At 66.8% G+C, this 24,085-nt stretch carries 23 protein-coding genes and 1 pseudogene; 11 read left to right on the forward strand and 13 right to left on the reverse strand.

The window, feature by feature from the left end:
- Positions 1-255: 255 nt before the first annotated feature.
- Together GAA2_RS10150 and GAA2_RS10155 are read right to left on the reverse strand one after the other, a co-directional pair.
- A complete protein-coding gene (locus tag GAA2_RS10150; protein WP_159405976.1) occupies positions 256-1,455 on the reverse strand; it encodes an acyl-CoA dehydrogenase in 1,200 nt (399 codons plus the stop codon).
- Entirely contained in the window at positions 1,452-2,834 is a 1,383-nt protein-coding gene (locus tag GAA2_RS10155; RefSeq protein ID WP_159405975.1) for an LLM class flavin-dependent oxidoreductase, read from the reverse strand. The genes GAA2_RS10150 and GAA2_RS10155 overlap by 4 nt, the downstream gene beginning before the upstream one ends.
- A 213-nt stretch (positions 2,835-3,047) precedes the next feature.
- On the opposite strand from GAA2_RS10155, the gene GAA2_RS10160 reads away from it, so the two are divergent.
- The 6 genes from GAA2_RS10160 to GAA2_RS10185 all read left to right on the forward strand — a co-directional run bounded on the left by GAA2_RS10160 (position 3,048) and on the right by GAA2_RS10185 (position 10,096).
- Positions 3,048-4,715, forward strand: coding sequence for an ABC transporter substrate-binding protein (locus GAA2_RS10160; protein ID WP_159405974.1), 1,668 nt, complete (start codon positions 3,048-3,050; stop codon positions 4,713-4,715).
- Positions 4,712-5,734 carry an ABC transporter permease gene (locus GAA2_RS10165; RefSeq protein WP_159405973.1) on the forward strand — a complete coding sequence of 341 codons (1,023 nt, stop codon included), beginning with the start codon at positions 4,712-4,714 and terminating at the stop codon, positions 5,732-5,734. The genes GAA2_RS10160 and GAA2_RS10165 overlap by 4 nt, the downstream gene beginning before the upstream one ends.
- Entirely contained in the window at positions 5,731-6,615 is an 885-nt protein-coding gene (locus GAA2_RS10170; RefSeq protein WP_024497436.1) for an ABC transporter permease, read from the forward strand. Before GAA2_RS10165 ends, GAA2_RS10170 begins: the two co-directional genes overlap by 4 nt.
- Positions 6,612-8,330: a dipeptide ABC transporter ATP-binding protein gene (locus GAA2_RS10175; protein ID WP_159405972.1), complete on the forward strand. Its 1,719-nt coding sequence runs from the start codon at positions 6,612-6,614 to the stop codon at positions 8,328-8,330. The genes GAA2_RS10170 and GAA2_RS10175 overlap by 4 nt, the downstream gene beginning before the upstream one ends.
- Before the next feature lie 254 nt (positions 8,331-8,584).
- Positions 8,585-8,959, forward strand: coding sequence for a hypothetical protein (locus GAA2_RS10180; RefSeq protein WP_159405971.1), 375 nt, complete (start codon positions 8,585-8,587; stop codon positions 8,957-8,959).
- 714 nt (positions 8,960-9,673) lie between these two features.
- The gene (locus tag GAA2_RS10185) at positions 9,674-10,096 is read left to right on the forward strand and encodes a nitroreductase family deazaflavin-dependent oxidoreductase (protein WP_024497439.1); all 423 of its coding nucleotides are present in this window, start codon (positions 9,674-9,676) and stop codon (positions 10,094-10,096) included.
- 116 nt (positions 10,097-10,212) lie between these two features.
- Here GAA2_RS10185 and GAA2_RS10190 read toward each other — a convergent pair whose 3' ends face one another.
- From GAA2_RS10190 to GAA2_RS10205, 4 genes are all read right to left on the reverse strand, one after another.
- A complete protein-coding gene (locus tag GAA2_RS10190) occupies positions 10,213-11,286 on the reverse strand; it encodes a cation diffusion facilitator family transporter (RefSeq protein ID WP_024497440.1) in 1,074 nt (357 codons plus the stop codon).
- A 3-nt stretch (positions 11,287-11,289) separates the two neighbouring features.
- Positions 11,290-11,688: an ArsR/SmtB family transcription factor gene (locus GAA2_RS10195; RefSeq protein ID WP_024497441.1), complete on the reverse strand. Its 399-nt coding sequence runs from the start codon at positions 11,686-11,688 to the stop codon at positions 11,290-11,292.
- Positions 11,689-11,713: 25 nt separating this feature from the next.
- A complete protein-coding gene (locus GAA2_RS10200; protein ID WP_024497442.1) occupies positions 11,714-12,766 on the reverse strand; it encodes a fused (3R)-hydroxyacyl-ACP dehydratase subunits HadA/HadB in 1,053 nt (350 codons plus the stop codon).
- An 81-nt stretch (positions 12,767-12,847) separates the two neighbouring features.
- Entirely contained in the window at positions 12,848-14,119 is a 1,272-nt protein-coding gene (locus tag GAA2_RS10205) for an oxygenase MpaB family protein (RefSeq protein WP_191834941.1), read from the reverse strand.
- 139 nt (positions 14,120-14,258) lie between these two features.
- On the opposite strand from GAA2_RS10205, the gene GAA2_RS10210 reads away from it, so the two are divergent.
- A complete protein-coding gene (locus tag GAA2_RS10210) occupies positions 14,259-14,900 on the forward strand; it encodes an MBL fold metallo-hydrolase (RefSeq protein WP_159405969.1) in 642 nt (213 codons plus the stop codon).
- Between the two features lie 5 nt (positions 14,901-14,905).
- On the opposite strand, the gene poxB is transcribed toward GAA2_RS10210, so the two are convergent.
- Positions 14,906-16,642, reverse strand: a complete 1,737-nt coding sequence (gene poxB / locus GAA2_RS10215; protein ID WP_159405968.1) for a ubiquinone-dependent pyruvate dehydrogenase — start codon at positions 16,640-16,642, stop codon at positions 14,906-14,908.
- 196 nt (positions 16,643-16,838) lie between these two features.
- On the opposite strand from poxB, the pseudogene GAA2_RS23150 reads away from it, so the two are divergent.
- Both GAA2_RS23150 and GAA2_RS10220 read left to right on the forward strand, forming a co-directional pair.
- A pseudogene (locus tag GAA2_RS23150) lies at positions 16,839-17,148 on the forward strand (LLM class flavin-dependent oxidoreductase); the annotation flags it as partial.
- 116 nt (positions 17,149-17,264) lie between these two features.
- Positions 17,265-17,684 carry a hypothetical protein gene (locus GAA2_RS10220; protein WP_024497447.1) on the forward strand — a complete coding sequence of 140 codons (420 nt, stop codon included), beginning with the start codon at positions 17,265-17,267 and terminating at the stop codon, positions 17,682-17,684.
- An 84-nt stretch (positions 17,685-17,768) separates the two neighbouring features.
- On the opposite strand, the gene GAA2_RS10225 is transcribed toward GAA2_RS10220, so the two are convergent.
- Positions 17,769-18,623 carry an SDR family NAD(P)-dependent oxidoreductase gene (locus GAA2_RS10225; protein ID WP_159405967.1) on the reverse strand — a complete coding sequence of 285 codons (855 nt, stop codon included), beginning with the start codon at positions 18,621-18,623 and terminating at the stop codon, positions 17,769-17,771.
- Positions 18,624-18,790: 167 nt separating this feature from the next.
- Here GAA2_RS10225 and GAA2_RS10230 point away from each other — a divergent pair, with 167 nt between their 5' ends.
- Complete coding sequence (locus tag GAA2_RS10230) at positions 18,791-19,672, forward strand: helix-turn-helix domain-containing protein (RefSeq protein WP_159405966.1); 882 nt, start codon at positions 18,791-18,793, stop codon at positions 19,670-19,672.
- On the opposite strand, the gene GAA2_RS10235 is transcribed toward GAA2_RS10230, so the two are convergent.
- Positions 19,630-20,253 (reverse strand): maleylpyruvate isomerase family mycothiol-dependent enzyme, encoded by a 624-nt coding sequence (locus GAA2_RS10235; RefSeq protein WP_024497450.1) that lies wholly within the window; start codon positions 20,251-20,253, stop codon positions 19,630-19,632. The two genes, GAA2_RS10230 and GAA2_RS10235, sit on opposite strands and share 43 nt — an antisense overlap.
- A 72-nt stretch (positions 20,254-20,325) precedes the next feature.
- On the opposite strand from GAA2_RS10235, the gene GAA2_RS10240 reads away from it, so the two are divergent.
- The gene (locus GAA2_RS10240) at positions 20,326-20,763 is read left to right on the forward strand and encodes a MarR family winged helix-turn-helix transcriptional regulator (RefSeq protein ID WP_159405965.1); all 438 of its coding nucleotides are present in this window, start codon (positions 20,326-20,328) and stop codon (positions 20,761-20,763) included.
- Here GAA2_RS10240 and GAA2_RS10245 read toward each other — a convergent pair.
- The 4 genes from GAA2_RS10245 to GAA2_RS10260 are packed head-to-tail and all read right to left on the reverse strand — an operon-like array spanning position 20,754 to position 23,698.
- A complete protein-coding gene (locus tag GAA2_RS10245; RefSeq protein ID WP_024497452.1) occupies positions 20,754-21,380 on the reverse strand; it encodes a GyrI-like domain-containing protein in 627 nt (208 codons plus the stop codon). The two genes, GAA2_RS10240 and GAA2_RS10245, sit on opposite strands and share 10 nt — an antisense overlap.
- Positions 21,381-21,402: 22 nt before the next feature.
- Positions 21,403-22,206 (reverse strand): ABC transporter permease, encoded by an 804-nt coding sequence (locus GAA2_RS10250; RefSeq protein WP_191834942.1) that lies wholly within the window; start codon positions 22,204-22,206, stop codon positions 21,403-21,405.
- Entirely contained in the window at positions 22,203-23,189 is a 987-nt protein-coding gene (locus GAA2_RS10255; protein ID WP_024497454.1) for a daunorubicin resistance protein DrrA family ABC transporter ATP-binding protein, read from the reverse strand. Before GAA2_RS10255 ends, GAA2_RS10250 begins: the two co-directional genes overlap by 4 nt.
- A complete protein-coding gene (locus tag GAA2_RS10260) occupies positions 23,186-23,698 on the reverse strand; it encodes a GbsR/MarR family transcriptional regulator (protein WP_024497455.1) in 513 nt (170 codons plus the stop codon). Before GAA2_RS10260 ends, GAA2_RS10255 begins: the two co-directional genes overlap by 4 nt.
- Positions 23,699-24,085: the final 387 nt, after the last annotated feature.

Here is a 24,085-nt window from a genome sequence, read left to right on the forward strand (position 1 = left end):
ACCAACCCCGCCCACCCCCGGGCCCAACCAGGACACCCAGTGAAACAAGCCGACATTCCGAGATCGGCAGACCACCCACGCCCACATACCACCACCCCCAAAACCGCACGCCCACAACACCCTCCACCACCACCGGCACACCACATCGGTGCATCCAGGCTCAGGGAGCGGGGGCGGTCGCCAGCGCTCCTCGCACCTCAGGGAGCGGGACGGGGGTGCTGCCGTGCCTCAGCCTCCCGGGAGCGAGGGTTGTGCTCAGAAGTACCCGTTCGCGGGCAGGGGAGTGTCGTTGACCAGGAGGTCGCCCAGGGCGATGGCCTTGTACGACGTCGGGTTGTGCAGGGTGACGGTGCGGATGTTGCGCCAGTGCCGGTCCAGGTTCGTGGTCCGGCTCGCCGATGACGCGCCGCCGACGTCGAACAGGTCCGCGGCGGCGCGGAGACCGACGCGGTCCACGTGAACCTTCACCCGCGCGGCCGCCACCGAGGCCTTGATGAACAGGTCGGGATCGATCTCGCCGCTGCGTGCCGGCGCGAACGCCTCCTCGATCGTCTGTGCGGCGTCGAGGACGGCGGCCCTCGCCACGTGGGCGGCCGCGTCGATCTCGCCGACGGTCCCGAGGAGCACGGGATCGTGGCGCGGCGAATCCACGGGGGCGTGATCGAACGTTCGCGTCCGCGATCGCAGCAGCGTGGTCGCATCATCGCCGACCGACAACAGGATTCCGGTGATCAGTGCCTGTAGGTAGAGCTGAAGAAAAGGGCCGTCGTTCGCCAGCGGAGCGGCTGACGCCGGGTCCGTGAAGGCCAGGACGTCGTCGGCGGACACCGGGACGCGGTCCAGGGTGGTCGTGCCTGTACCCGTGCGGTTCTGACCGATCCCGTCCCAGTCGTCGACGACGGTCACGCCGTCACGGTCGACGGGCAGGACGATCCGCGCGATCTTGCCGTCGAATTCACCGCCTCGTACGGTCGCGGTGACCGAGACGTAGTCCGAGAACGCGGTGCCGGTGCTGTAGAACTTGGCCCCGGTCAGCAGCCACCCGCCGTCGACCGCCTCCAGCTCGGTCTGGAACGACAGCGAACCCGCGCTTCCGGTGCGTTCGCTGGTCGCGTTGCCGAAGACCTTTCCCGCGGCGATCTCCGCGACCCAGCGGTCGCGCACGGGCCCGTCGGGGAACCGGCGGATCTGCTCGACGAACCAGTAGTGCGCACGCAGGATGTGGGCGACGATCGGATCGGCGCGTGCCAGATCGATGAGGAACCCGAACAGCTCGGGAGTGCCGGCCCCGGGACCGGACCCGTCGTCGAGAGTCAAAGCGGTATAGCCGGTTTCACTGAGCAACCGCACCTGGGCGTGAGGATCGATGCCGGTGAGCTCACGCACCGCGGCATCGGCCCCGATCTCGGACAGGATCGCCGATCGGTCCGCGACGACACGGCTCAGCACGCTCACGCCGACACCTCGACCTTTTCGGCGAACGCACCGCGATAGGCCGCCGCGGGATGGGACTCGGGCAGGCGATCGCGGCCGGTGAGCTTGCGTCGCGTCGTGCCCGGCGCGTAGTCGTGCTGGGCGAGTCCGCGTTCCCGCAGCACCGGCAGGACGTGCTCGGCGAACTCGACGTAGCTTCCCGGGATCGTCGCGTTGATGACGTTGATGCCACCGACGCCCGCATCTCGCCATTCGGCCAGGCGGTCCGCGATCTGTTCGGGGGTGCCGACGACCCGTCCACTGCGGCTGCGCAGTTCGGCCAGGTCGCGGACGGTCGGCTCACGGTCGGGCACGGCCTCGCGCAGCCACAGCAGGGTGCTCTGCGTGCCCTCGGTGTGGATCTCGCCGATCGGGGTGTCGAGATCGTAGAAGCCGAGATCGAGCCCGAGACCACCCGCCGAGTGGGCGATGATCGTGCTCGGATCGATGTACTCGTCGAGTTCGGCGGCCTTCCGGCGTGCCTCCTCCTCGGTGCTGCCGATGACGAAGGAGAGCCCCTGGAAGAACTGGATGTCCTGAGGGTCCCGGCCGGCCTCGACCGCCAGACGACGGGTGTCGTCGACGAGGCCCTTGGCGGCCTGCGGAGTGGGCGACACGATGAACTGTGCCTCGGCATTGCGGGCGGCGAAGCGGCGGCCCGTCGGTGACGAACCCGCCTGGAACAACACCGGTGTGCGCTGCGGCGAGGGTGCCACGAGGTGCGGTCCCTCGACGCGGTAGCGGTCACCGACGTGATGGATCTTGTGCACCTTGTCGAAGTCTGCGTGGACGCCGCTGTCCTTGTCCTGGATCAGCGCGCCGTCATCCCAGCTGCCCTCCCAGAGCTTGTAGACGACGTCGACGTACTCCTCTGCCCACGCGTACCGGTCGTCGTGGGCGGTGATCCCGTCGTATCCGAAGTTGCGCCAGGCATTCTGGGACAGGCTCGTGACGATGTTCCACGCGATGCGGCCATCGGACGCGTGATCGAGCGTCGAGATCTTGCGGGCGAAGTCGAAGGGGTGTTCCTGCAGGATCGAGCTGGTGATGGCGATGCCCAGGTTCTCGGTGTGTGACGCCAACGCGGACGCGAGAACGATCGGGTCGTTGCTGGGGATCTGCAATCCGGTGTCCACGAACTTCTTCCAGTCGCCCTGGTAATCGTCGTAGAGTCCGACGACGTCGGCGAAGAAGACGAAGTCGAATCGCGCCTCCTCCAACGTCTTTGCGAGGTCGATCCAGTGCTGCAGCGAGTTGAAGTCCGTTTGCCGCGCACCGGGGGCACGCCACGCCCCATGCAGGATGTGGGAGGTCGTGTTCATCACAAAGGCGGCGAAACGCAAGGGTTTTGGCTCTGACACCCGAACGACGGTACGTTCGCGCGCCGTCTCGTGTGTCGTTGTGCTCAGGGTGACTGCAAAGCCTGACGCAGACGCCTTCGGTCGTTACCGTACGACGACGACCGCGGGTCAGAGTTCTGATTCAGCTGTGCCGAGACTTCCGTGCCGGCCCGCCGCCCCTTCCGCTTTCGATCACTGTCGAATCCTGACTCTCGATAACGAGGAGTACCTGCCGTGTTCAGATCTGTCCGTTCCAGACGGACTCGAGCCCTACTGGCGGTGAGTCTGTCGGCCGCCGCTCTGCTGTCGGCGTGCGGTGAGCGCCCGGCGACCGGAGACGGCACGTCGACGGGCATTCCCGCCGCGGCCGGCGACTACGTCGACGGCGGCGTCATCGAATACGGGCACGAGCAGGAACCGCCGTGCATCCACGGCGGCTGGGTCCAGAACGCCTACCTGGCGCGGCAATACCTCGACAACCTGGTCTCGCTAGACGACAACGGGACTCCCGTGCCGTGGCTGGCGACGAACTGGGAGATCTCACCCGACCGCACGACCTACACCTTCCGGCTGAAGCCCGACGTGAAGTTCAGCGACGGAACCGATCTCGACGCGGCTGCGGTGAAGACCAACTTCGACAAGTACCTCGATCCGGACGCACCCAACGGGACGGTGATGGCCTACATCGGCCAGTACTACGCCGGGGGAGAGGTCATCGACCGCAACACCTACGCGCTGCATCTCAAGCAGCCGTACAGTCCGCTCCTGACCGTTCTCACCCAGGGCTACTTCGGAATCCAGTCGCCCACCGCGCTCGCGCGTGGGAAGAAGGCGAACTGCTCGCAGCCGGTCGGATCGGGACCGTTCATCATCGAACGCTGGGATCGCAACCGCAGCATCACCTTCGTGCGCAACCCGAACTACAACTCGGCGCCGGCCAATGCGAGACATCAGGGACCGGCCTACGTCGACAAGGTGATCTGGAAGTTCCTCAAGGACCCGGTACTCCGGTACGGCTCCTTGACCAGTGGTTCGTCCGACGTCATCTACAACGTCCCGGCCATCAACTGGGCCGACGCGACAACGCGATTCCAGACCAAGCAGTACGTGACCCCGGGTCGCCCCAACGCGATCACGCTCAACGTCGCCCACGCACCGTTCGACGACGTCCGGGTGCGCCAGGCGTTCGCGTACTCCGCGGACCGCGAGAAGGCGGTGGAGACTGCGTTTCTCGGCGTGGTGCCGTTCAATTCGAACGGCGCCCTCAGTCAGAGCACTCCCGACTACGATCCGTCCGCCGGCGCGTATGACCGCGACCCGGACAAGGCGAACGCCCTGCTCGATGAGGCGGGGTGGACTTCGCGTGACGACGACGGCGTCCGCACCAAGGACGGTCGGCGGCTGACCGCGCGGCTCGTGTACGCGGCCGATGCCATCGTCGGACCCGAGGGCGCGGCGATCCTGCAGAACATCGCGTACCAGGCCCGCGACGTCGGCTTCGACATCGAACTCGTCCCGGCGACGCAGAGCGAGTACTTCGGCGGCAACTACGCCAAGCCGGACACCTACGACGCCTACGTCGGCTACTGGACGAGTCCGACTCCCGGCCTGCTCTACATCAACTGGCGCCAGCGGCTCGAGGACTCACCCAACCCGCACAACACGGCCTACTACAACGATCCGACTCTCCAGGGACTGATCGAGAAGGCCAACAGCTCGGCAGACCCCGCGGAACAGCGCGAGTTCTACAGTCAGGCCCAGAAGCTGATCGGTGACCAGGCGCTGTCGATCGGGCTGTACACACAAACGACCTCGATCGCAGCGAACCCGAAGCTGCACGACGTGTGGGTCGAGAAATCCCAGGGTGAACCGGTGTTCGCGGATGCGAGGTTTGTGCGATGACCATTCAGACCGACAAGACGACGATCGTCGACGCGGGCTCGGCGGGCCGGCCGGTCGCGCGTCGACGACGCAGGGGCTCGGCGGTGTGGTTGCGGTGGCTCGGCAAGCTCGGCTCGGCCGTGTTCGTGCTGTGGGCGGCCGCGACGATCACGTTCCTCCTGCAGGTGCTTGCACCCGGTGACCGCGCGACGCTGCTGCTGAACCTGTCGTCGGGCGAGAGCCGGGAACGCACGGCCGACGAGGTGGGCCCGGTGAACGATCAGTTCGGTTTCACCGATCCGATCTGGCAGCAGTATCTGCATTACCTGCAGGGTCTGCTGCACGGTGACCTCGGTACGTCGTACCAGCTGAGCGAGCCGGTCACCGAGGTGATCGCCGCCCAGCTCGGTCCCACCCTGGTCCTGACCATCAGTGCGCTGATCGTCGCCTGGCTCCTGGTGCTGGTGACCACGACGCTGACGGCCGGCCGCCGTGGGCCGGGCGGCGCGCTCGGCGCCCTGCTCGAGACCGTGAGCGCCGGACTCCCGCAGTACTGGCTGGGCTCGATCCTGCTGGTGGTCTTCGCGATCAACCTCGCCTGGTTCCCGGTCGAGAGCGGCGATTCGCTGCGCGGACTGGTTCTCCCGGTGCTCACACTGGCGATTCCCCTCGCCGGATTCCTCGGCAGCATCGCCCGCGACGAGTTCGCACGCGCACTCGACCAGCCCTTCGTCCTCACGGCCCGGAGCCGGGGTCTCGGCGATCTGTCGGTTCGTGCCCGACATGTGTTGCGCCACTCGGTCATTCCCGCCGTGACCGTCTCGGGTTGGGCCATGGGTGCCCTGCTCTCGGGTGCGGTCATCGCCGAAACGGTGTTCGCGAGAGCGGGCATCGGCCAGACCCTCGTCGCAGCCGCCAGTTCGAGAGACGTCCCACTGGTCAGCGGCATCGTCGTGCTCGTCGCCGCGATCTACACGGTCGCCAACCTGCTCGTGGACTTCCTGTACACCGTCATCGACCCCCGGATCGAGGTCCCGTGACCACCACCCAGAAACCGTCCATCAAGACGTCCCGCAGCACGGTCACCGCGCTACCGGAGACGTCACGGCGGCCGTGGTCGTTGCCGCCCACCGTCATCGCCGCGCTCGGGGTGCTGGTCCTGCTGGCCCTTGCGGCGGTGGTACCTGGGCTGATCGCGCCGTACGACCCGCTCGCGATCAACCTCGACGAGACGCTGTCGCCGCCGACCTGGGCGCATCCGTTCGGTACCGACCTGTCGGGTCGAGATCTTCTGACTCGCATCATCTTCGGCACTCGGCAGTCCCTCGCCATCGGCCTCGGCGCGGTGGCCGTGGCCCTGTTGCTGGCCGTGGCGCTGGGAATCACGGCCGGGCTCTCGGGCCGGATCGCGCAGGCCCTGGCGAATCGTTGGATCGACGTTCTGTTCGCCTTTCCGACGATCCTCCTCGGACTCCTGCTGACGTCGGTGTTCGGCCCCGGGCCGTACACACTGATATTCGCGATCGGGATCGGCATCGCCCCGGGCTATGCCCGGATCATCCGCGGACAGGTCCTGACGGTCCGCAATGCCGCCTACATCGAGGCGGCGACCGCGCTGGGACACTCGCGGACGCGAATCCTGGTGCAGCACATCGCTCCCAATGCTCTTCGTCCGATGATCGTGACCGCCACACTTGGCATCGGCCAGGCGATCATCTGGGCGTCGGGGCTGGCCTACCTCGGTCTCGGTGTCGCGCCGCCGTCGCCCGAATGGGGGGCACTGCTCGACGCCGGACGCACCTACATCACGGTGGCGTGGTGGCTGGAGATCTTCCCCGGCCTCGTCATCGTGATCACCGCACTGGCATTCACCACCGTGGGACGCCACCTCGGCGCCCGACTGGAAGGAACAACCCGATGACCGTGGTCGCGAGCTCCATCGAGGAACGGGCGGATGGCGCCGACACCGACGGCACGCGGGCGCCGCTCGCCGAGATCCGGGACCTGCATGTGTCCTTCGGTGATCGGGAAGTCGTCAAGGGCGTCTCGTTCACGGTCGACGCGGGCGAATGCCTCGCCATCGTCGGCGAGTCCGGGTCGGGAAAGTCGGTGACCGCGCGCACACTCATCGGGCTCACGGGCGAGGGTGCCCGGATCAGCGCCGCGACCATCGCATTCGACGGACGGTCGATGCTCGGATACAAGGACCGGGATTGGCATCGTCTGCGTGGTCGTGAGATCGGCTTCGTCCTCCAGGATGCCCTGGTGTCGCTGGACCAGCTGCGTACCGTCGGGAGCGAGATAGGGGAAGCGCTGACCGCGCACTCGGATTCCCGTGGCGGAGGCGTCTTTCGGAGCCGATCGCCCCTCCGACGTGCGGATCGCGAGGAGAAGATCGTCGAACTGCTGACACTGGTCGGCGTCCCCGAACCCCGCGTCCGGGCTGCGCAGCGTCCGCATGAGCTCTCCGGCGGTCTACGCCAGCGCGCGCTGATCGCATCGGCCCTCGCCCAGGATCCGAAGCTGCTCATCGCGGACGAGCCGACCACCGCTCTCGACGCCACCGTCCAGGCTCAGATCCTCGACGTCCTTGGCGAGGCCAAGGCACGCGGCAACGGCGTCATCCTGATCTCCCACGACCTGGCCGTCGTCGCCCGCCTGGCCGACCGTGTCGCGGTGATGCGGCACGGGGAGATCGTCGAATACGGCTCCACCGACCAGGTGCTGCGCAACCCCACGCACGAATACACCGAAAGCCTGCTCGCATCGGTGCCGTCGCGCACCTCCAAGGGCACGCTCCTGACGAGCGGCGAAACCCTTCCGGAGCCCACGGCGGCATCCGGGACCCACGCGACTCCCGCGCTGCGCGTCCGTGATCTTCGAAAGTCGTTCGAGGGCAAGCACAACACGGCGCGACCGGCGGTACGCGGTGTGAGTTTCGACGTCCTCCCAGGAAAGACGCTGGGAATCGTCGGCGAATCCGGATCGGGCAAGACGACGACGGCTCGGATGGTCCTCGGACTCACCGACCCCGACGCGGGGACCGTCGAGCTGAACGGACGGCCGTGGAGCGCGTTGACCGATGTCGAACGTCGGGTGAACCGGCACCAGATCTCCGTCATCTACCAGGATCCCCTCAGCTCGTTCGATCCCCGGTGGAACGTCGAACGTATCCTGCGCGACAGCCTGCGCTCCCGCGGCCTACGCGGCAAGGCGCTCGACGAAGGTATCTCCGAACTGCTCGACAGCGTCGGACTCTCGGATGCCTTCCGATGGCGTCACCCACTGCACCTGTCCGGTGGACAGCGTCAACGAGTGGCCATCGCCCGGGCGCTGGCACCCGAACCGTCGGTGATCGTGTGCGACGAGCCGGTGTCGGCCCTGGACGTGTCGATCCAGGCCCGTATCCTCGACCTGCTCGCGATGCTTCAGGTGGAAACCGGTGTCTCACTGGTCTTCATCTCGCACGACCTCGGCGTCATCCACCACGTCGCCGACGACATCCTGGTGATGCGCGGCGGCGAGGTCGTCGAGTACGGCGACGCCGACCGCGTCTTCGGAAACCCGGAGCACCCCTACACGCGTGAACTGCTCGCCGCGGTGCCCACCGTCGACGGCGGTGAGCTCATCGCCTGAACGCCTCGGCACGCTCCCATCGCGTCGAGGCCGTGCCGTTCAGAACCGCGCCGGCGGGACAGCCGCCGAGAGCCGGAACGCGCATGGTGCTGGTGGTGCGCGTGGTACCAACCGTCACTATCGGGCCAACTGAGTCGCGAGGCCGGTGTCGTTAATGTCCGGTTTTCTCTGTTCCGGTATATCTCTGGCAGTGCTTCGGTCGGGAAGCCGAAGAATCCCTCGTGCGCATTTCCTGTACAGAGAAACGCTGTCTCATGACTGCTCGGAGACGGAGCAAACGCCGCAAGAAGATCGCCACCGGTTCGGCGTCGGTGGTGGCGGGCATCCAGATCGTTTCGCAGGGAGTCCTCGGCGGGACCGTGCTCAACCACCCAGACGCGCAGGGTGACGGGGCGTCGTTCGCATTCCTTCCAGGCTCTGTCGCCGGAACCTCGTCTCCGAGCGCCGGTGACGTCGCCTTCGCCCTCGCCGTCCTGGGGTTGGGCGTCGCGACGGCGTCTGCCGACGACACCGGGTCGGTCACCTGCTTCGGTGCCCTTGCGATAGCGGCCTCGTCCTCGGCTGGTGCGTGCACAAACGTTCTGGGCGCATTCGACTTTCGTTACGACCGGCTGAAGAAGGAGATCTAGTTCGGCCTGACGAATCCCGGGACGCTCCTCACCGGCGACCGGTCGCTGGAGGACATCCTCGACGACGTGGTGCTCGGGGGAGGCAGCGCGAAAGCGTTGACGAAGGACTTCGTTCGGGTCACCCTCGGTCAGTCGGCCGGAACCCACCGGATCGCGGTCACCTCGAGCTATGGGTTCGCACCCGTCATCGTCGGCGGCAGCGATTCGAATGTCGCCGACCCGGTGTATGGGCCGGGAGCGATCACACTGGACTGGCTGGGAAGCACGATCGTTCTCTTCCCCGTCGTGACCGGTTCCGGCGGTGGTTCGGGGAACGATCAGGGCAATACGACGAAGCCGGGTCCCGACCCGGGAATCTTCGAGGACACCCAGCCCCTCGATCCCGGCCCCGCCCCAGAGGCGAGCACGGCGGATCGCCCTCGGGTCCCGGCGGAGAACAGTCCGACGACACGACTCCCGGTGCTGACCCGATCGGGGATGTGCCGGCAGTGTCGGACTCCTCGACCACGGAGAAGGAGCCGGTGCCGGATTCCGGTGGTTCGGACCTGAAGGCGGTCGTGGACGACGGATCGTCCACCGGTGAGACTAAGGTGACTGCCGACGGGTCGCGACCGGCGTCCGGAGCGGGAGCAGCACCGGAGACGGTCGCCGAAGACGGCGGCGATCGGCGGACGACGGCGGAATAGGTACGGGTGTCGGAGTGTTCTTGCGGCCATGAGTGTCAACGCAGAATTGAGTCCTGAAGGCTGGGTCCGCGAGCAGACCGAGAAGATCCTGGAGCAGGGCACCACCGAGGGTGTGCTGGTCCAGGATCGTCCGATCGTGCTGTTCACCACCACCGGCGCGAAGTCCGGCAAGAAGCGCTACGTGCCGCTCATGCGCGTGGAAGAGGACGGCAAGTACGCGATGGTCGCCTCCAAAGGCGGTGCACCGGAGCATCCGGCCTGGTACTTCAACGTCAAGGCCAATCCGCAGGTCACCGTGCAGGACGGTTCCGAGATCAAGGAACTGACCGCGCGTGAGATCAGCGGCGACGAGCGCGCTCACTGGTGGGAGCTCGCCGTCGCGGCTTTCCCTCCCTACGGTGAGTACCAGACCAAGACCGACCGAGAGATCCCGGTCTTCATCCTGGAGTGATTCATCTGCAGCCCGCAGGCATCAGAGCCCTCGACTTCGGTCGGGGGCTCTGATGTTGTGGCCACCGAGTGGCGCCCGATGTCCTCCAGCGGGTCATCTGCGGCCGTGCTTCGTCATCAAGGGCGGGTGTTGACCGTGTGTTCCTGCTGCCCGTGGGGATGATCCCCGTGTGCGGGATAAGCGTGGATCAGCGCACTGGCGAGCTTCGGAACGGCATGGGTCAGTTCGTGTTCGGCGTCGTGCGCGATGGTGTGCGCCTCGGTGAGCAGTAGGTTCGGATCGACGTCCAGTTCGGCGTCGGCATGGAGTCGATGTCCGATCCAGCGCATTCGGATACTACGGACGGCCAGCACCCCCGGACGTTCGGCGAGGGTCTTCTCGGCGGTCTCGACGAGGTCGGGATCCACGCCGTCGAGCAGACGGCGGAAGACGTCGCGCACCGCGGTGCGCAGAACCGCGAGGATGGCGACGGTGATCAGCAGCCCGACGATCGGATCGGCGAGCGGAATCCCGACAGCCACGCCGCCCGCGGAGAGCAGCACGGCGAGGGACGTGAAACCGTCTGTGCGCGCGTGGAGTCCGTCGGCGACGAGGGCGGCCGAACCGATGCGTCTGCCGACTCGAATGCGGTACAGCGCCACCCACTCGTTGCCGATGAAGCCGACGAGACCGGCAAGCGCCACCCAACCGACGTGTTCGATGGGTCGGGGATCGAGGAGCCGTCCCACGGCCTCGTATCCGGCGATGAACGCCGACAGGGCGATCATCGCGACGACGAACAGTCCGGCCAGGTCCTCGACGCGTCCGAACCCGTAGGTGTAGCGCCGAGTGGCCGACCGGGTGCCCAGGGCGAAAGCGATCCAGAGCGGTACCGCGGTGAGGGCGTCGGAGAAGTTGTGAATCGTGTCGGCAGCCAGCGCGATCGAGCCCGAGGCAGCGACGATCCCGGCCTGTGCGACAGCGGTGACGCCGAGGACCAGCAGGCTGATCTTCACTGCGCGGATGCCTGCCTTCGAGGACTCCAGTGCGGAGTCGACGCTGTCGGCCGCGTCGTGGGAATGCGGCGCGAAGATCTCGGCGACGATTCCCCGGAAGCCGTGCCGGTGCGCATGGTCGTGGTGATGCGGATGGCGGTGCGCGTGATCGTCAGGGTGGTCGTGCCGATGGGGGGCGCGAGGCAGATGCGTCATCTCTCACGCCTCCCGGGCCGGTCCCGGATCGACGGCGCGAAGTGCGGGATCGCCGCGATGGTGTGGGGGTACACCCGGGCCGGCGTGTTCGGCGTTGAACACCGCATCGGTGACGAGACGCTGGACGTGCTCGTTCTCGAGACTGTAGAAGATCGTGGTCCCGGCGCGGCGGGTGCGGACGAGCCGCGCCATCCGGAGCTTGGCGAGATGTTGCGACACGGAGGGCCCGGGCTTGCCGACCGCGTCCGCGAGTTCACTGACCGACATCTCGGTGCCGGACAGTGCCCACAGCAGTTGGATGCGGGTCGGGTCGGCAAGCATCCGGAAGACCTCGACCACCAGCCGCGCCTGATCCTCCGCGATGGGAGAGCGCGCGACCGGTGAATGCTTATCTGCATTCATATGCAGATAGTAGCGCTCTGATCGGTCAGGCGAAACGGATGTTCATGGTCGCGAGACCGAACACCTTCCGGCCACCCGATTTCGCGACGATGATGACGACACCGGACCTGGTCTCGGGGTCCAGCGACTTGATGCGTCCGCTGAATTCGATCTCGCCGCCGTCGGACGCCGAGACGGGAACGGTCTGGGAGAGCCGCACCGAGTAGCGGGTGACCGCGCCGGGATCGCCGGACCACGAGGCGACGAAGGCCGCGCCGAGACCCATCGTGAGCATCCCGTGTGCGATGACGTCGGGCAGCCCCGCGAGCTTGGCGACCGCCTCGTCCCAGTGGATGGGGTTGGCGTCGCCGGCGACACCTCCGTAGTTGACCAGGTCGCCGCGGGAGATGCGGACGGTGTGCATCGGCAGTTCGTCGCCCACCGAGAGCTCGTCGAAGGAGCGCGCGCCGGACGGACGGCTCGCGCCGTCGGCGACGCGGATCTCACCCTCGGGCCGGACGGTCTTCTCGTACAGGTGGTGGGTGTCCTCGTGGCTGAAGATGTTGACGTCGTGCATCATCACCTTGCGCACCGCGGGGCCGAGAGTCGGATCGACCTCGTCGGCGGTGACCCCGACAACCGTGGTGTGCATCGTGTGCACCTTCTCGCCGGCGGCGTCGGTCATGGTGTTGGTCACGGTGATCAGCTCACGGCCGGCGACCTTGCGCACGCTCGACAGTTCGACGTCGGTGACGAGCTCGTCCCCGGCCACGATCGGCCGGTGCTGCTCGAAGACCTGCTCGGTCTGCACGTAGGTGTCGTAGCCGACGATCACGGACTCAAACAGCTCCCGGTTCGCGGCCATCGCCGGGATGGAGGTGAACGTCAGCGGTGCGACGAGTCCCGAGTATCCAAGGGCAGCAGCGGCTTCCGGCTCCCAGTGGGCAGGGTGGTAGTCCTGGACCGCGCGGGCGTATTCGCGGACCTTCTCGCGTCCCACCTCGTAGGAGCCGTCGAGGACGTAGTAGTGGCCGACGCGCGTCTCGAGGTCGGGCGCCTCACCGGCTGCCGTCGGTTCCGTGATCGGGGGTTGGGTCATTTCGACAACGCTAATCGCGCGGGTTCCGCAGGCAAAACCGTGGCATCCTCCGGTCCCGCGCTCTACGACACGGCCTGGACGTCAGCGTCGCAGCCCCTTGCCGTGGGCGAACTCCGCCGGGCGCCCCGAGGACTGCCAGCGGTGCCAATTCTCCCGGTGGCGACACATCACCTTCTCGTGCAGTCGGCGGAACGTCGGGGAGACCCGGCGCAGTGTCTCGATGAGCGTCACGGCGGGCAGTCGCAACAGGATCAGCGCGAGACCCGGGACCGGATTGGGCATGTCGTAGCGAAAGCGCGTCGTCGGCATCATGTAGATCGTCGAGTACGCGGCGTACATCATGGCGTTGTACTTGCCGCGGATGCGCTCGAGGCCCTTCGCGTTCGCGCCGGCGAACGCAGCCGGGAACGACTCGATGAGTTCGGCGCCTTCCGCACCCGCGTCGTAGCTGCGGGTCGTGTTGACGAAGGCCAACAGTCGTAGCGAGTCGGCGATGGTCTCGGGGAACCACTGGGTGCGCACGCCGAGCAGATGCCCGAGGTAGCGCTGATAGTGCAACAGCACCCGGATCTCGCGAGGCGTGGTCTGGACGCCGGTCAGCCACAGTGCCGACGCGGGCACGACGCTGCCGCCGAGCAGGGTCAGCAGCTGATACGACTGACTGATCGGCTCGCCCCATCGCTCCACGTCCCATTCGGGGTGCTTGGCGACGGTGCGTCGAACCCACACATGCATCACTCGGACCCGCATCGCCGTCGCCCGTCCGGCCGACCCCGGGGTCAGCAGCGCGCCGGGCTGGGAGACGTCGATCCAGAACCGGGACGTCTCCAGGAATCGGCGTAGCGCGTTGTCGCCGGCGTATCCGCCGGCCAGTGACAGCGGCTTGGCAACCGCGGCTTCCGTGTACATCTCGAGCGTGATCCCGCCGGCGACACTGAACAGGCCGGTGCCCCAGCGACGCCAGATCTCCTCGCCCTCCGCGATGAGCTCCGGGTCGACCCAGTCGGGAACCGTCTCGAATTCCTCGAACAGTTCGACCAGCGCCGGCGGGGGGTTCTCGATGCTGTCGAGCCCGTCGGTGAGTGCTTTGTCCAGCAGCGCCCGGGCGGCCTCCGGGCCGAGCGTGCCGTAGACCTCGTCGACGAACCGCTCGGCCACCGGGTCGGTGCGAAACATGTCCTCGGCGAAGGTGCGCAGCTGCTCGGGCTCGGGGTAGAGGTCCTTACCCGTCGCCCTCCGGACAAGGGCGCGTGCGCGCTGCAGTCGGCGGTTGGACGTCGCGGCGTCGTAGGTGACGGCGCTCGGGAAGGCGGGATCGTCGTCGGTCGAGCGACCCGACAGCACTGCGGACACGGGAACCCCCAAGTATTGAGACGAATTCCCTCATGTGTATCACCCGTCGGGTGGAAGGTGCACGCCGCCTCCTTGACCTCGAGTGCACTTGAAGTTGCACCGTGGGTGGAAGTGACCGCCCTCACCGAGGAGAACCCCGATGCGACAGGTGCTACCCGACCTCTGGGAGACCGCCACCGACAATCCATTCCCCGGCCTCACCACGCATGCCTACCTGTGGACGTCGGACCGCAACGCGTTGTTCTACTCGGTGGCGTCCGACGCCGAGTTCGCCGACTTGGAAAAGCTGGGTGGCGTCGATGACCAGTACCTGTCCCATCACGATGAGGCCGGACCGATGCTCGGCCGCATCGAGGACCGGTTCGGGGCGACGCTGCACGCTCCCGCCCCCGAGGTCGGCCGGATCGGCCGGTATGCGCGCGTGGACATAGCGCTCGCCGAAAGGTACGTCGACGACAACGGTGTCGAGGTGATCCCGACACCCGGGCACACACCCGGCAGCACGTGCTACCTCGTGCCGGGTGACGACGGCCTCCGGTACCTGTTCACCGGGGACACCCTGTACCTGAGCGAATCCGGCGAATGGACGGCCGGATATCTGCCGAGTTTCAGCAACGCACACACTCTTGCGGAGAGCCTGCGTCTGCTGGCGACACTGACCGTCGATGTGGTGATCTCGAGTGCGTACGCCGGGGATTCAGCGGTGAATCACATTGTCGCCCAGGAATGGCCGGATCACATCGATCAGGCTCTCACCGGACTCTCGGCCGCGCAGCGTTAGGGCGGTCAGTCGAACAGCCGCCGGAAGACGTTGGTCTCCGCCAGATCGACCAGTTCGTCCCCACGACCGGACAGCACGGTACGCAGGGCGTAGAGGGTGAAGCCCTTGGCCTGGGCGGCGGTGATGGTCGGTGGGATCGACAGTTCCTGACGGGCCGTCGTCACGTCGAGCAGCGCCGGGCCATCGTGGGCGAGGAAGTCGTCGACGGCGCCGGCGAGGTCGTCGGCCTGCTCGACCTTGCGTCCGCGGATGCCGACGGATTCGGCGAGCTTCGCGAAGTCGGGGTTCTCCAGATCGGTGCCGTAGTTGACGAATCCGGCTGCCTTCATCTCCACCTCGACGAAGTTCAGCGACGAGTTGTTGAAGACGACGATCTTCACCGGCAGCTCGTTCTGGGTGATGGTGAGCAACTCCCCGAGCAGCATCGCCAGCCCGCCGTCGCCGGCCAGGGCGATGATCTGTCGCCGAGGGAATGCCGTCTGCGCGCCGATCGCCTGCGAGACCGCATTCGCCATCGACCCGTGGGTGAACGAGCCGATCAGTCGGCGGGACCCGTTCATGGTCAGGTACCGCGCGGCCCACACGACGGGCGAACCGACGTCGGGGATGAAGACGGCATCCGCGCTTGCCTTTTCGCTGATGAGTCGGGTGAGGTACTGCGGGTGGATCGGGGACCGGTTGCGGTCGTTGTCGGCCAGGTCGTCCAGGCGTCGACGCGCCTTTGTGTAGTGGGCGAGTGAGGTCGTCAGGTGTTCGGGATCGCGGTCGGCCGAGATCAGCGGGAGCAGTGCGCGCACCGTGTCGCCGACATCGCCGACCAGCGGCACGTCGACCGGACAGCGTCGACCGATCTGTTCGCCACGGATGTCGACCTGGATGATGGTCGCCTTGGACGGATAGAACTGCGGATACGGGAAGTCGGTCCCCAGCATGAGAAGGGTGTCGCACTTCTCGATCGCGCGATACCCCGACGAAAAGCCCAGCAGGCCGGTCATGCCCACGTCGTAGGGGTTGTCGTATTCGATGAACTCCTTGCCGCGCAACGCATGCACGATCGGTGCCTGCAACGCGTGGGCGAGTCCGACGACCTCGTCGTGAGAGCCCTGGACACCGGCACCCGCGAGGATCGTGACCCGCCGAGCGGCGTTCAGAGTGTCTGCGGTGCGGGTCAACTCCGCGTCGGTGGGACGGACCACCCGTGGTACCTGCCGGATCGGGGCGCCCGCACGACGTTTGGGGCACGGTTTGAGGAACAGCTCGCCGGGGATCACCAGAACGGCCACGTCGCGTCGTTCGACCGCCGTGCGCAATGCGACGTCGAGCAGCCGGGGCATCTGCTCGGGGGTGCTGACCATCTCGCAGAAGGCGCTGCACTCGCGGAAGAGCTGTTCGGGATGGGTTTCCTGGAAGTAGCCGCTGCCGATCTCGGGTCCGGGGATGTGGGCCGCGATCGCGAGGACCGGCACGCGGCTGCGGTGAGCGTCGAAGAGCCCGTTGATCAGGTGGAGATTGCCGGGGCCGCAACTGCCCACGCACACCGCGAGTTCGCCGGTGAGTGCGGCTTCGGCGGAGGCTGCGAACGCAGCCGCTTCCTCGTGCCGGACGTGTTGCCAGGTGATGGCCTCGGTGGTGCGCAGGGCGTCGGTGAGACCGTTGAGTGAATCACCCGGAAGCCCGTGCACACGCTGCACTCCGGCACGGTCGAGCTCTTCGACAATCCTCTCGGCGACTGTTGTCGGCATGGTGATCCGTTCGGTCGAGTCGGTGTGCACCCGACTATAGACGCGACTCGAACGGCACCGACCTCGTCGAACTTTCGCGCACCATGATTCTCGGTGACCGGTGGTATCGCCGGTGACACAATCTGTCCATGCCGCAGCGTGGTGAACCACTGCAGAATCTCGGCTTCCTGACTATCGGACGATTCGACGAGAACGGGGTCTGGAGAATCCGCTGCGGTTGGCCGAAGATCTCGCCACCGTCGACCTACTCAGTGACGGACGAATCAATTCCGGAGTCTCCGTGGGTGTTCCGATGCGGTACGACGACTTCACGAGGTCGCTGTACCCGGAAACCCATGACGTCGAGAACTTCTCCAAGATCGGGTCGTCGGCTCCTGGACAACCTGCGCGGCGAACCCGTCAGCGGCTTCGAGGGCACCGTCGGCATCGAGCAGTACTCCCGTCGCGTGCAACCTCATTCACCGGGCCTAGGGCCCGGACCTGTGGATGTCTGGCCGGGCTGTGGATGGCGTCGTCGGCCACGGCGCTGATTGTCGGGGCCGTTCGTCACCGTGGGTCGCACCACGCCGGGCGGCGTGGGCCTCGCGTTCTGCGAGGTGGTTTCGACACATCGGAGTCGCTCATGAAAGTCCTGACCGCCACCGCATCCGGTGCCACCCGGCACGATGACTTCTGCCACGCCGTCGAAGGCGAGATCGTGCTGCCGTCGTGGGTGGTGTGCGATTCCCGGACCTGCGGATGCGACCGCGCGTTCGGCGGACTCAACTCCCACCGGGCCACCACGACGATCATGGTCCGCGATCTGGAACTGACCGTCGAGGACCTCACGACAGCCACCTTTGGATATCTCGAGTCCGCGGGATGGGCGGAACTGCTGAGGGCCGACGCAGACGCCGGCGATTCGACCGATCCGGTCGCGGCATACGCCTTGGAGCTCCTGGTGCCGACGCTGGTGCTGGCTGCGCAGCTCGATCCCGGGACCATCATCCGGGTCGCCTACAACCGCCGAGCCGACGCGTGGGAGTACGCCCTGGCGAGCTGATCGTCCGGACTTCTCGCCGGCCGAGTCTGCTTCGGTGATGCGACTTCGATCGAGGTCGCATCACCGATGCGGAGTCGCATGGACTCAGTCCTGGTGATCGGAGGTCACCGCGAGCTCCTTCGCGGCGTCGAACTCGGTACGCAGCGCCTCCAGTCGGGCGTCGGCGAACTCGAGGGAGTCCGATCCCAACAACTGATGAAGTGGCGCGCTGCCCTCGACGGCGACGGTGATGATCGCCGACGCGGCGCGGCCCGGAGCGCCGAGCTGGGTGCCGGGCATCGCCTGGTGCGCCTGGGTCATCTCGCGGATGGCGGGGTAGGCGTCGACCGTGGACTCCGGCAGGCCCAGCGACGTGGGGCGCAGGAAGTCGGTCCGCATGTAGCCGGGTTCGATCAGGTTGACGGCGATGTCGAAGTCCGAGACCTCGGCGGCCAGCGACTCGGTCAGCCCCTCCAGCGCGAACTTGCCGGCGCAGTACAGGCCCCAACCGGGGAACGTCGTCAGGCCCAGGATCGACGACACGTTGATGATGTGGCCGCGGCGGCGTGCCCGCATCTGCGGGAGCGCGGCACGTAGTACGTTCCAGACCCCGAAGATCTGGACGTCGAACATCTCGCGGGCCTCGGCGTCGGTCACTTCCTCGACCGCGGCGAGGAAGCCGTAGCCCGCGTTGTTCACGACCACGTCGATGCCGCCGAAGCGTTCCTCGGTGGCCGCGACCGCGGCCTTGACGTCGGCCTCGTCCGCGAGCGAGACCTCCAGCGGGAGAAGACGGCTCGTGTCGACATCGGCCAGGGCCCCGGTCAGCCGACCGGCGGAGCGGGTGGTGGCCGCGACGTTGTCGCCGCGCTGCAGCAGCTGGGTGACCAGCTCCAGGCCGAGGCCGCGCGAGGCGCCGGTGACGAACCAGGTTGCCGGACGATCGGTGGGGTAGCTCATGATTGTCTCCTGTGGGGTCGCGGTCCGTCAGTCGAACCGGTGACACCAGAATCCCGCGCCGAAAGGCACTGTGGGAAGGCATAACTGACCATTCCGGACCCAGGATCGGCCAACCTAGGACTGCAAGACCCAGGCACGGCCCACCTCGGACGCGCATGATGGTGGTCATGACCGATCTGAATCGAGAACTCGCGGACTTCCTCCGCCGTGCTCGTGCCGGGCGCGACCCTCAGGAGGCCGGACTCCCCGACGACGGGCGGGTCCGGCGCGTCAAGGGTTTGCGGCGCGAAGAGGTGGCCCTGCTGGCCGGGGTGTCCACCGACTACTACACGAGGCTGGAACAGGGGCGGCGCATCGTGCCGTCGACGCAGGTCAGCGACGCGATCTCGCAGGCGCTCGGGCTCGACGACGTGGGCCGCACCCATCTGCACGACCTCGTCTCGTCGACGCGGGCGCCGCGGGCGGCGGCCCGATCCCGGTCGGCGGCGCAGCGCGTCCGCCCCGCACTTCGCCGGCTCCTCGATTCGCTCGACGCACATCCCGCGCTGGTCCTCGGCCGCCGGACCGAGGTGTTGGCGGCCAACCGGATGGCGTGCGCGTTGTTCGCCGACTTCGAACGCATGCCCGGACGTGAACGGAACTATGCACGCTGGATACTGCTCTCCGACGACGCGCGCTACCTGTTCGTCGACTGGGAGTTGCAGGCCCGCAACGCCGTCGAGAGTCTTCGCCTCGAAGCCGGACGGTCACCGGAGGATCGCGACGTCGTCGAACTGGTCGGGGAGTTGTCGGTGTCGAGCCCGGAGTTCCGGCAGTGGTGGTCGGAGCATCAGGTCCATCAGCGCACCTTCGGTTCCAAGCGGTTGGTGCACCCGGTCGTCGGCGAACTCACCGTCGACTACGAGACCTTCGTGTTGCCCGGCGACAGCGACCAGGCGCTGTATCTCTACACGACGGAGCCGGAATCGCCGTCCCGTCAGGCGATCTCGATCCTTGCGAGCTGGAGTCAGCCGGCGCGGGAACCGGAGTCCGAACCGTCCGAGGGATGAAGGGAACTCGCCGGGACCCGCCCGCTGAAGCACATCAGCACCTCACGGATCGGCGCTTCGACGACCCGCCCCGACCCGGCCACGAAGTCGACGTCGGTGGCCACAAAACGTAGACCCCGATTGTGGCGACGGGCGAAGAAGGGAAATGTCATGTCCCAGATCTCCTGTGCCGCGGCTGCTGCGGCGTCGACCGGCATCGGACGATCGATCCCGAGCGGAACGGTGATGTCCTGGCCGTGCAGCAGGGAGTCGATGAGGGGTGCTCGCTCGTTGGTCCCGAACGGATGGCGACGTGACCCGACCATCGCACGCAGTTTCTGCGCCGCTTCGGGTGGGGTCGTCCGGTCGCGGATCGCCATGTTGCGGATCATCGTGTTGAAGCGGAAGCCGTATCGGATGGCTTCGGGGATCACCTGACGCGCGTCGGCGTGCGATTGCGTGAGGTGCACCGCGACGTCGCGCACGGTCCAGCCTGCGCACAGGGACGGCGTGCCGAGCTGCTCGTCGGAGAGGGATTCGATCAGTGCGGCCAGGTCGATTCGCTGTTCGTCGACGTGGTTCCAGAGAGTGTCACTGTCCATGACGTGCTCCCGTTACGAATTGGTCAGGATGCCTGACCATATTAGTCAGGGTTCCGTACTAAAGTCAATGGCATGACCGACGAACGGCCGGCCCTCGGCGTCCTGATGTTCGTGGCCCACCGGTCCATCGAACGGCGGGTGATGGCGCGTCTCGCCGACGCCGGGGCCGACGACATCACCCTCGCGCAGAGTCGGGTGGTGCAGAGGCTCGCACCCGAGCCGATGCGCCTGACAGATCTTGCCGAACAGGCGGGCGTCACCAAGCAGACCGCCGGTGGCATCGTCGATCAGCTCGAGGCCGCGGGGTACCTGATGCGGGTGCCGGATCCGTCGGATCGTCGGGCACGGCTGGTGACCCTCAGCGACCGCGGCGTCGAGTTGTGTGAGATCGCCGCGCGGGAGGTCGACGCCATCGAGCTGGAGTGGCGAGATCAGCTGGGCGCCGACGACTATGCGGCGCTGGAGAGATCGCTGATCCGCCTGCGGGAGATCACCGATCCCTACCGGTGAGTCCTCTCGACCGGCTGGCGCAGGATCGTACGGAGCTTCGCCGGTGCCACCTTGCGGAAGTCGCTGAAGTAGATCTCATGGTGGTGCCCACTCATGCGTAGGTCATTGGCGGGGATGAACTCCTCGTGCATGCGATTCAGGACGGGTGCCTCGTCGTCGAAGGAACCGAGGTGCAGGGTCTGTACGCAGAGTCCCTCGTCGAGGGTCGCGGTGCGAAGGTCGTCGAGCCGGGGCGGTGGCTTCTTCGTGCCGACCGTCTCGATCACCGAGGCGATCATGTCGTCGGTCAGCCACGACGGAACCATGATCATGAGTGTCCAGCTCCACCTGGTTTTGTCGCGCGCCCCGGTGAACAACTCCATGTCGTCGGCCCACCATCGGCCTTCAAGGGGCGGCACCACATAGTCGCGACCGAGTCCGCGGCTGCTGGCGAACTTGAGCTTGTAGGCGACCGGATACAGGGTCTCGATCGCAGCGGCGAAGTCGGGGGAGTCGTTGGGGTCGCCCTGGCCGTCGATCATCAGGTATCGCATGGAGGGGACTTCGAGGATGCGGAACTCGCCGCGTCTGGCCTGATAGGAGTCGAGTGTCTTCTTGAAGTCGACCTTGTCGCTCACAGGGTTCCGCTCCGGTTGTCGGCTAGGAGGTGATGGCTCGCCGTTCATAGGTGCGCAGGGCGAGTCCGTAGGATACCGCGCCGATGCCCAGGCTCCAGGCAATTGCCGCGATCACGCTGCCGGTGGGAACCGTTGCGGCGGTGAGAGCTCCACGGAGGACCTCGATGACCGGGGTGAACGGCTGGTACTCGGCGAATTGCTTGACCCCGACGGGCAAGGAGTCGGCGGGAACGAAACCGGTGCTGAGAAACGGCATGATCGTCAGGAACATCGGCGAGTTGCTGGCGGTCTCCACGGTGTCCGCGGCGAGGCCCAGGTAGATCGCCAGCCAGATCAGGGCGACCGAGAACATGACCGTGATACCCAGTGCGCCAAGCCATCCGAGGGGGTCCACGGTGGGGCGGAAGCCGAGGGCGATCGCCACCGCGAGGACGATCGCGATGCTGAACAAGGCTTGGATGAGGCTGGCGAGGACATGCCCGACGAGCACGGAGGATCGTCCGATGTCCATGGTGCGGAACCGGTTGATGATCCCCGATGTCATGTCCATCGCGACCACGATCGCCGATCCCTGCACCGCGGACGCGATCGTCACGAGGATGATGCCGGGAATGACGTAGTCGAGGTACGCGGCGCGGCCGGTGGCTCCGGTGGATGTGGTCATCCCGGCGCCGAGCTGGCCGCCGAAGACGAAGACGAACAGCAGCAGGAACACGACCGGCAGGCCGACCAGCATGATGGTCAACGACGGGTACTTGACGAGCCGTCGGAGATTGCGGCGCAGCATGACCCGCGAGTCGGTCACGGGGTAGGTCAACGCGGTCATGACGCGGCTCCCGAGGTGTTGCTGTCGTTCTCGACGGCGTCCGCCGGTGCCGACCCGGTGAGGGCGAAGAACACGTCGTCGAGGGTTGCGGTGTGGACGTGGACGTCGGCCACCTCGACGTCGGCGGCGTCGAGGAGGTTGAGCGTCGTGCGGATGGTGGAAACGGTGTCGTCGGTGGCGATGTCGAGCCGACGGGACTCGACGATCGGCCGGGCGGAGGGGAGCAGCCGCCCGGCGGAGTCGAAGGCGTCGTCGTCGGCGAACGTGAGGCGCACCTCGGAATCGTGCACCCGTTTCTTCAGTTCCGCCGCGGTGCCCTCGGCGACGATGTGACCGTGGTCGAGCACCGCGATGCGGTCGGCGAGCTGGTCGGCCTCCTCGAGGTACTGGGTGGTGAGGAAGATCGTGACCCCGCCGGCGGCGAGGCCGGTGATGATGTCCCACAGCACCCGTCGGCTGCGCGGGTCGAGTCCGGTCGTCGGCTCGTCGAGGAAGATGACGCGCGGTGTGGAGACGAGCGTCATCGCCAGGTCGAGGCGGCGACGCATACCGCCGGAATAGGTCGACACCGCACGGTCCGCAGCGCCCACGAGATCGAACTGTTCGAGCAGATCGTCCGCACGACGTCGACCAGCGGCGCGTCCGAGGTGGCGGAGATCGGCCATCAGGGTCAGATTCTCGCGGCCGCTGAACAGGTCGTCGATGGCGACATACTGGCCGGTGACGCCGATCATCGAGCGCACCGCGCGGGCCGCTGCCACGGTGTCGTGGCCGTCGATGGTCACGGTGCCGGAATCGGCCGGGAACAGCGTCGAGGCGATGCTCACCGTGGTCGTCTTGCCCGAACCGTTGGGGCCGAGCAGCGCGGTCACCGACCCGGCCGGGACGGTCAGGTCGATACCATCCAGAACCTTTTGCTCGCCATAGCTTTTCGTGAGTCCGCGGATGCAGATCTCGGCGCCCGCGGTGCGGCTGAGGGTCATGCGCTCGGCCCTTCTGACGGAGAAGCGGGGATCTCGCCGGCCGCGATCAACACCTCGCGTTCCTTTTGCCACTCGGCGTACAACGCCGGGATCCGATTGGTGAGGAACTCGGTGAACGCCGCGATCTCGCTGAGGACCGCGCGACGCTCCGGAGGTGCGTCGCGAAGGACGTCGAGTCCCTCTCGTGCGAGTGCCCCCAGTTCTTCGTATTCGGCATTGTCCATCCCGAGGCCACGTGCCGAGGTGATGTCGATCGAGATGCGGTCCATCCGTTCCCCGGCGGTGCGCGTCCGCATCACCTGGCCCACGGATTCCAGCGTGGCGATGGCGTTGGCGATCGCCGAGCGGCTCGCGAGCAGGGCGTCGCTCAGCTCGGCGATCGTCGGGGCAGGCGAATCGCACACCGCCAGATAACCGAGGACGCGTCCGACCATCGGCGGGTAGCTGTAACGACGCGCGCAGAATCGCGCCATGTGATCGGCGAACGTCAGTTGCGCGTCGAGTGCCATACGTCACAGTGTGCGCGCATGACTGAGATGACACAAATCTGTGTCATCTGATCGCCCTTTTCTGAGGAATCGGTCTGTCGGACTTCATTTCGACGTAGCGACTTCGATCGAGGTCGCAACGTCGAAACGAGGTCTGGAAGTGGAAGTGCCAATTTTCGCGTAACCCGTTGCCGCACAACCCCTGGTCACCCCGTCTGTGGATGGACATCTGTTCTTGTCGGTGATCGGGTCTACATTGGGGTTACCGACGCCCCGAGTGATCACCGGGGACGACGCCCCCTCCACCAACCGGCTTGCCAACAAGCACGCACGCCGGCGGGCAGAACGTGCCCGCAACAAGATGCAGAGCCTCACCGACCAGGCAGACCCGCCGCCGTTCTGACGGGT

The organism is Gordonia ajococcus (genome assembly GCF_012974285.1).
In the GTDB taxonomy this organism is placed as follows: domain Bacteria; phylum Actinomycetota; class Actinomycetes; order Mycobacteriales; family Mycobacteriaceae; genus Gordonia; species Gordonia amicalis.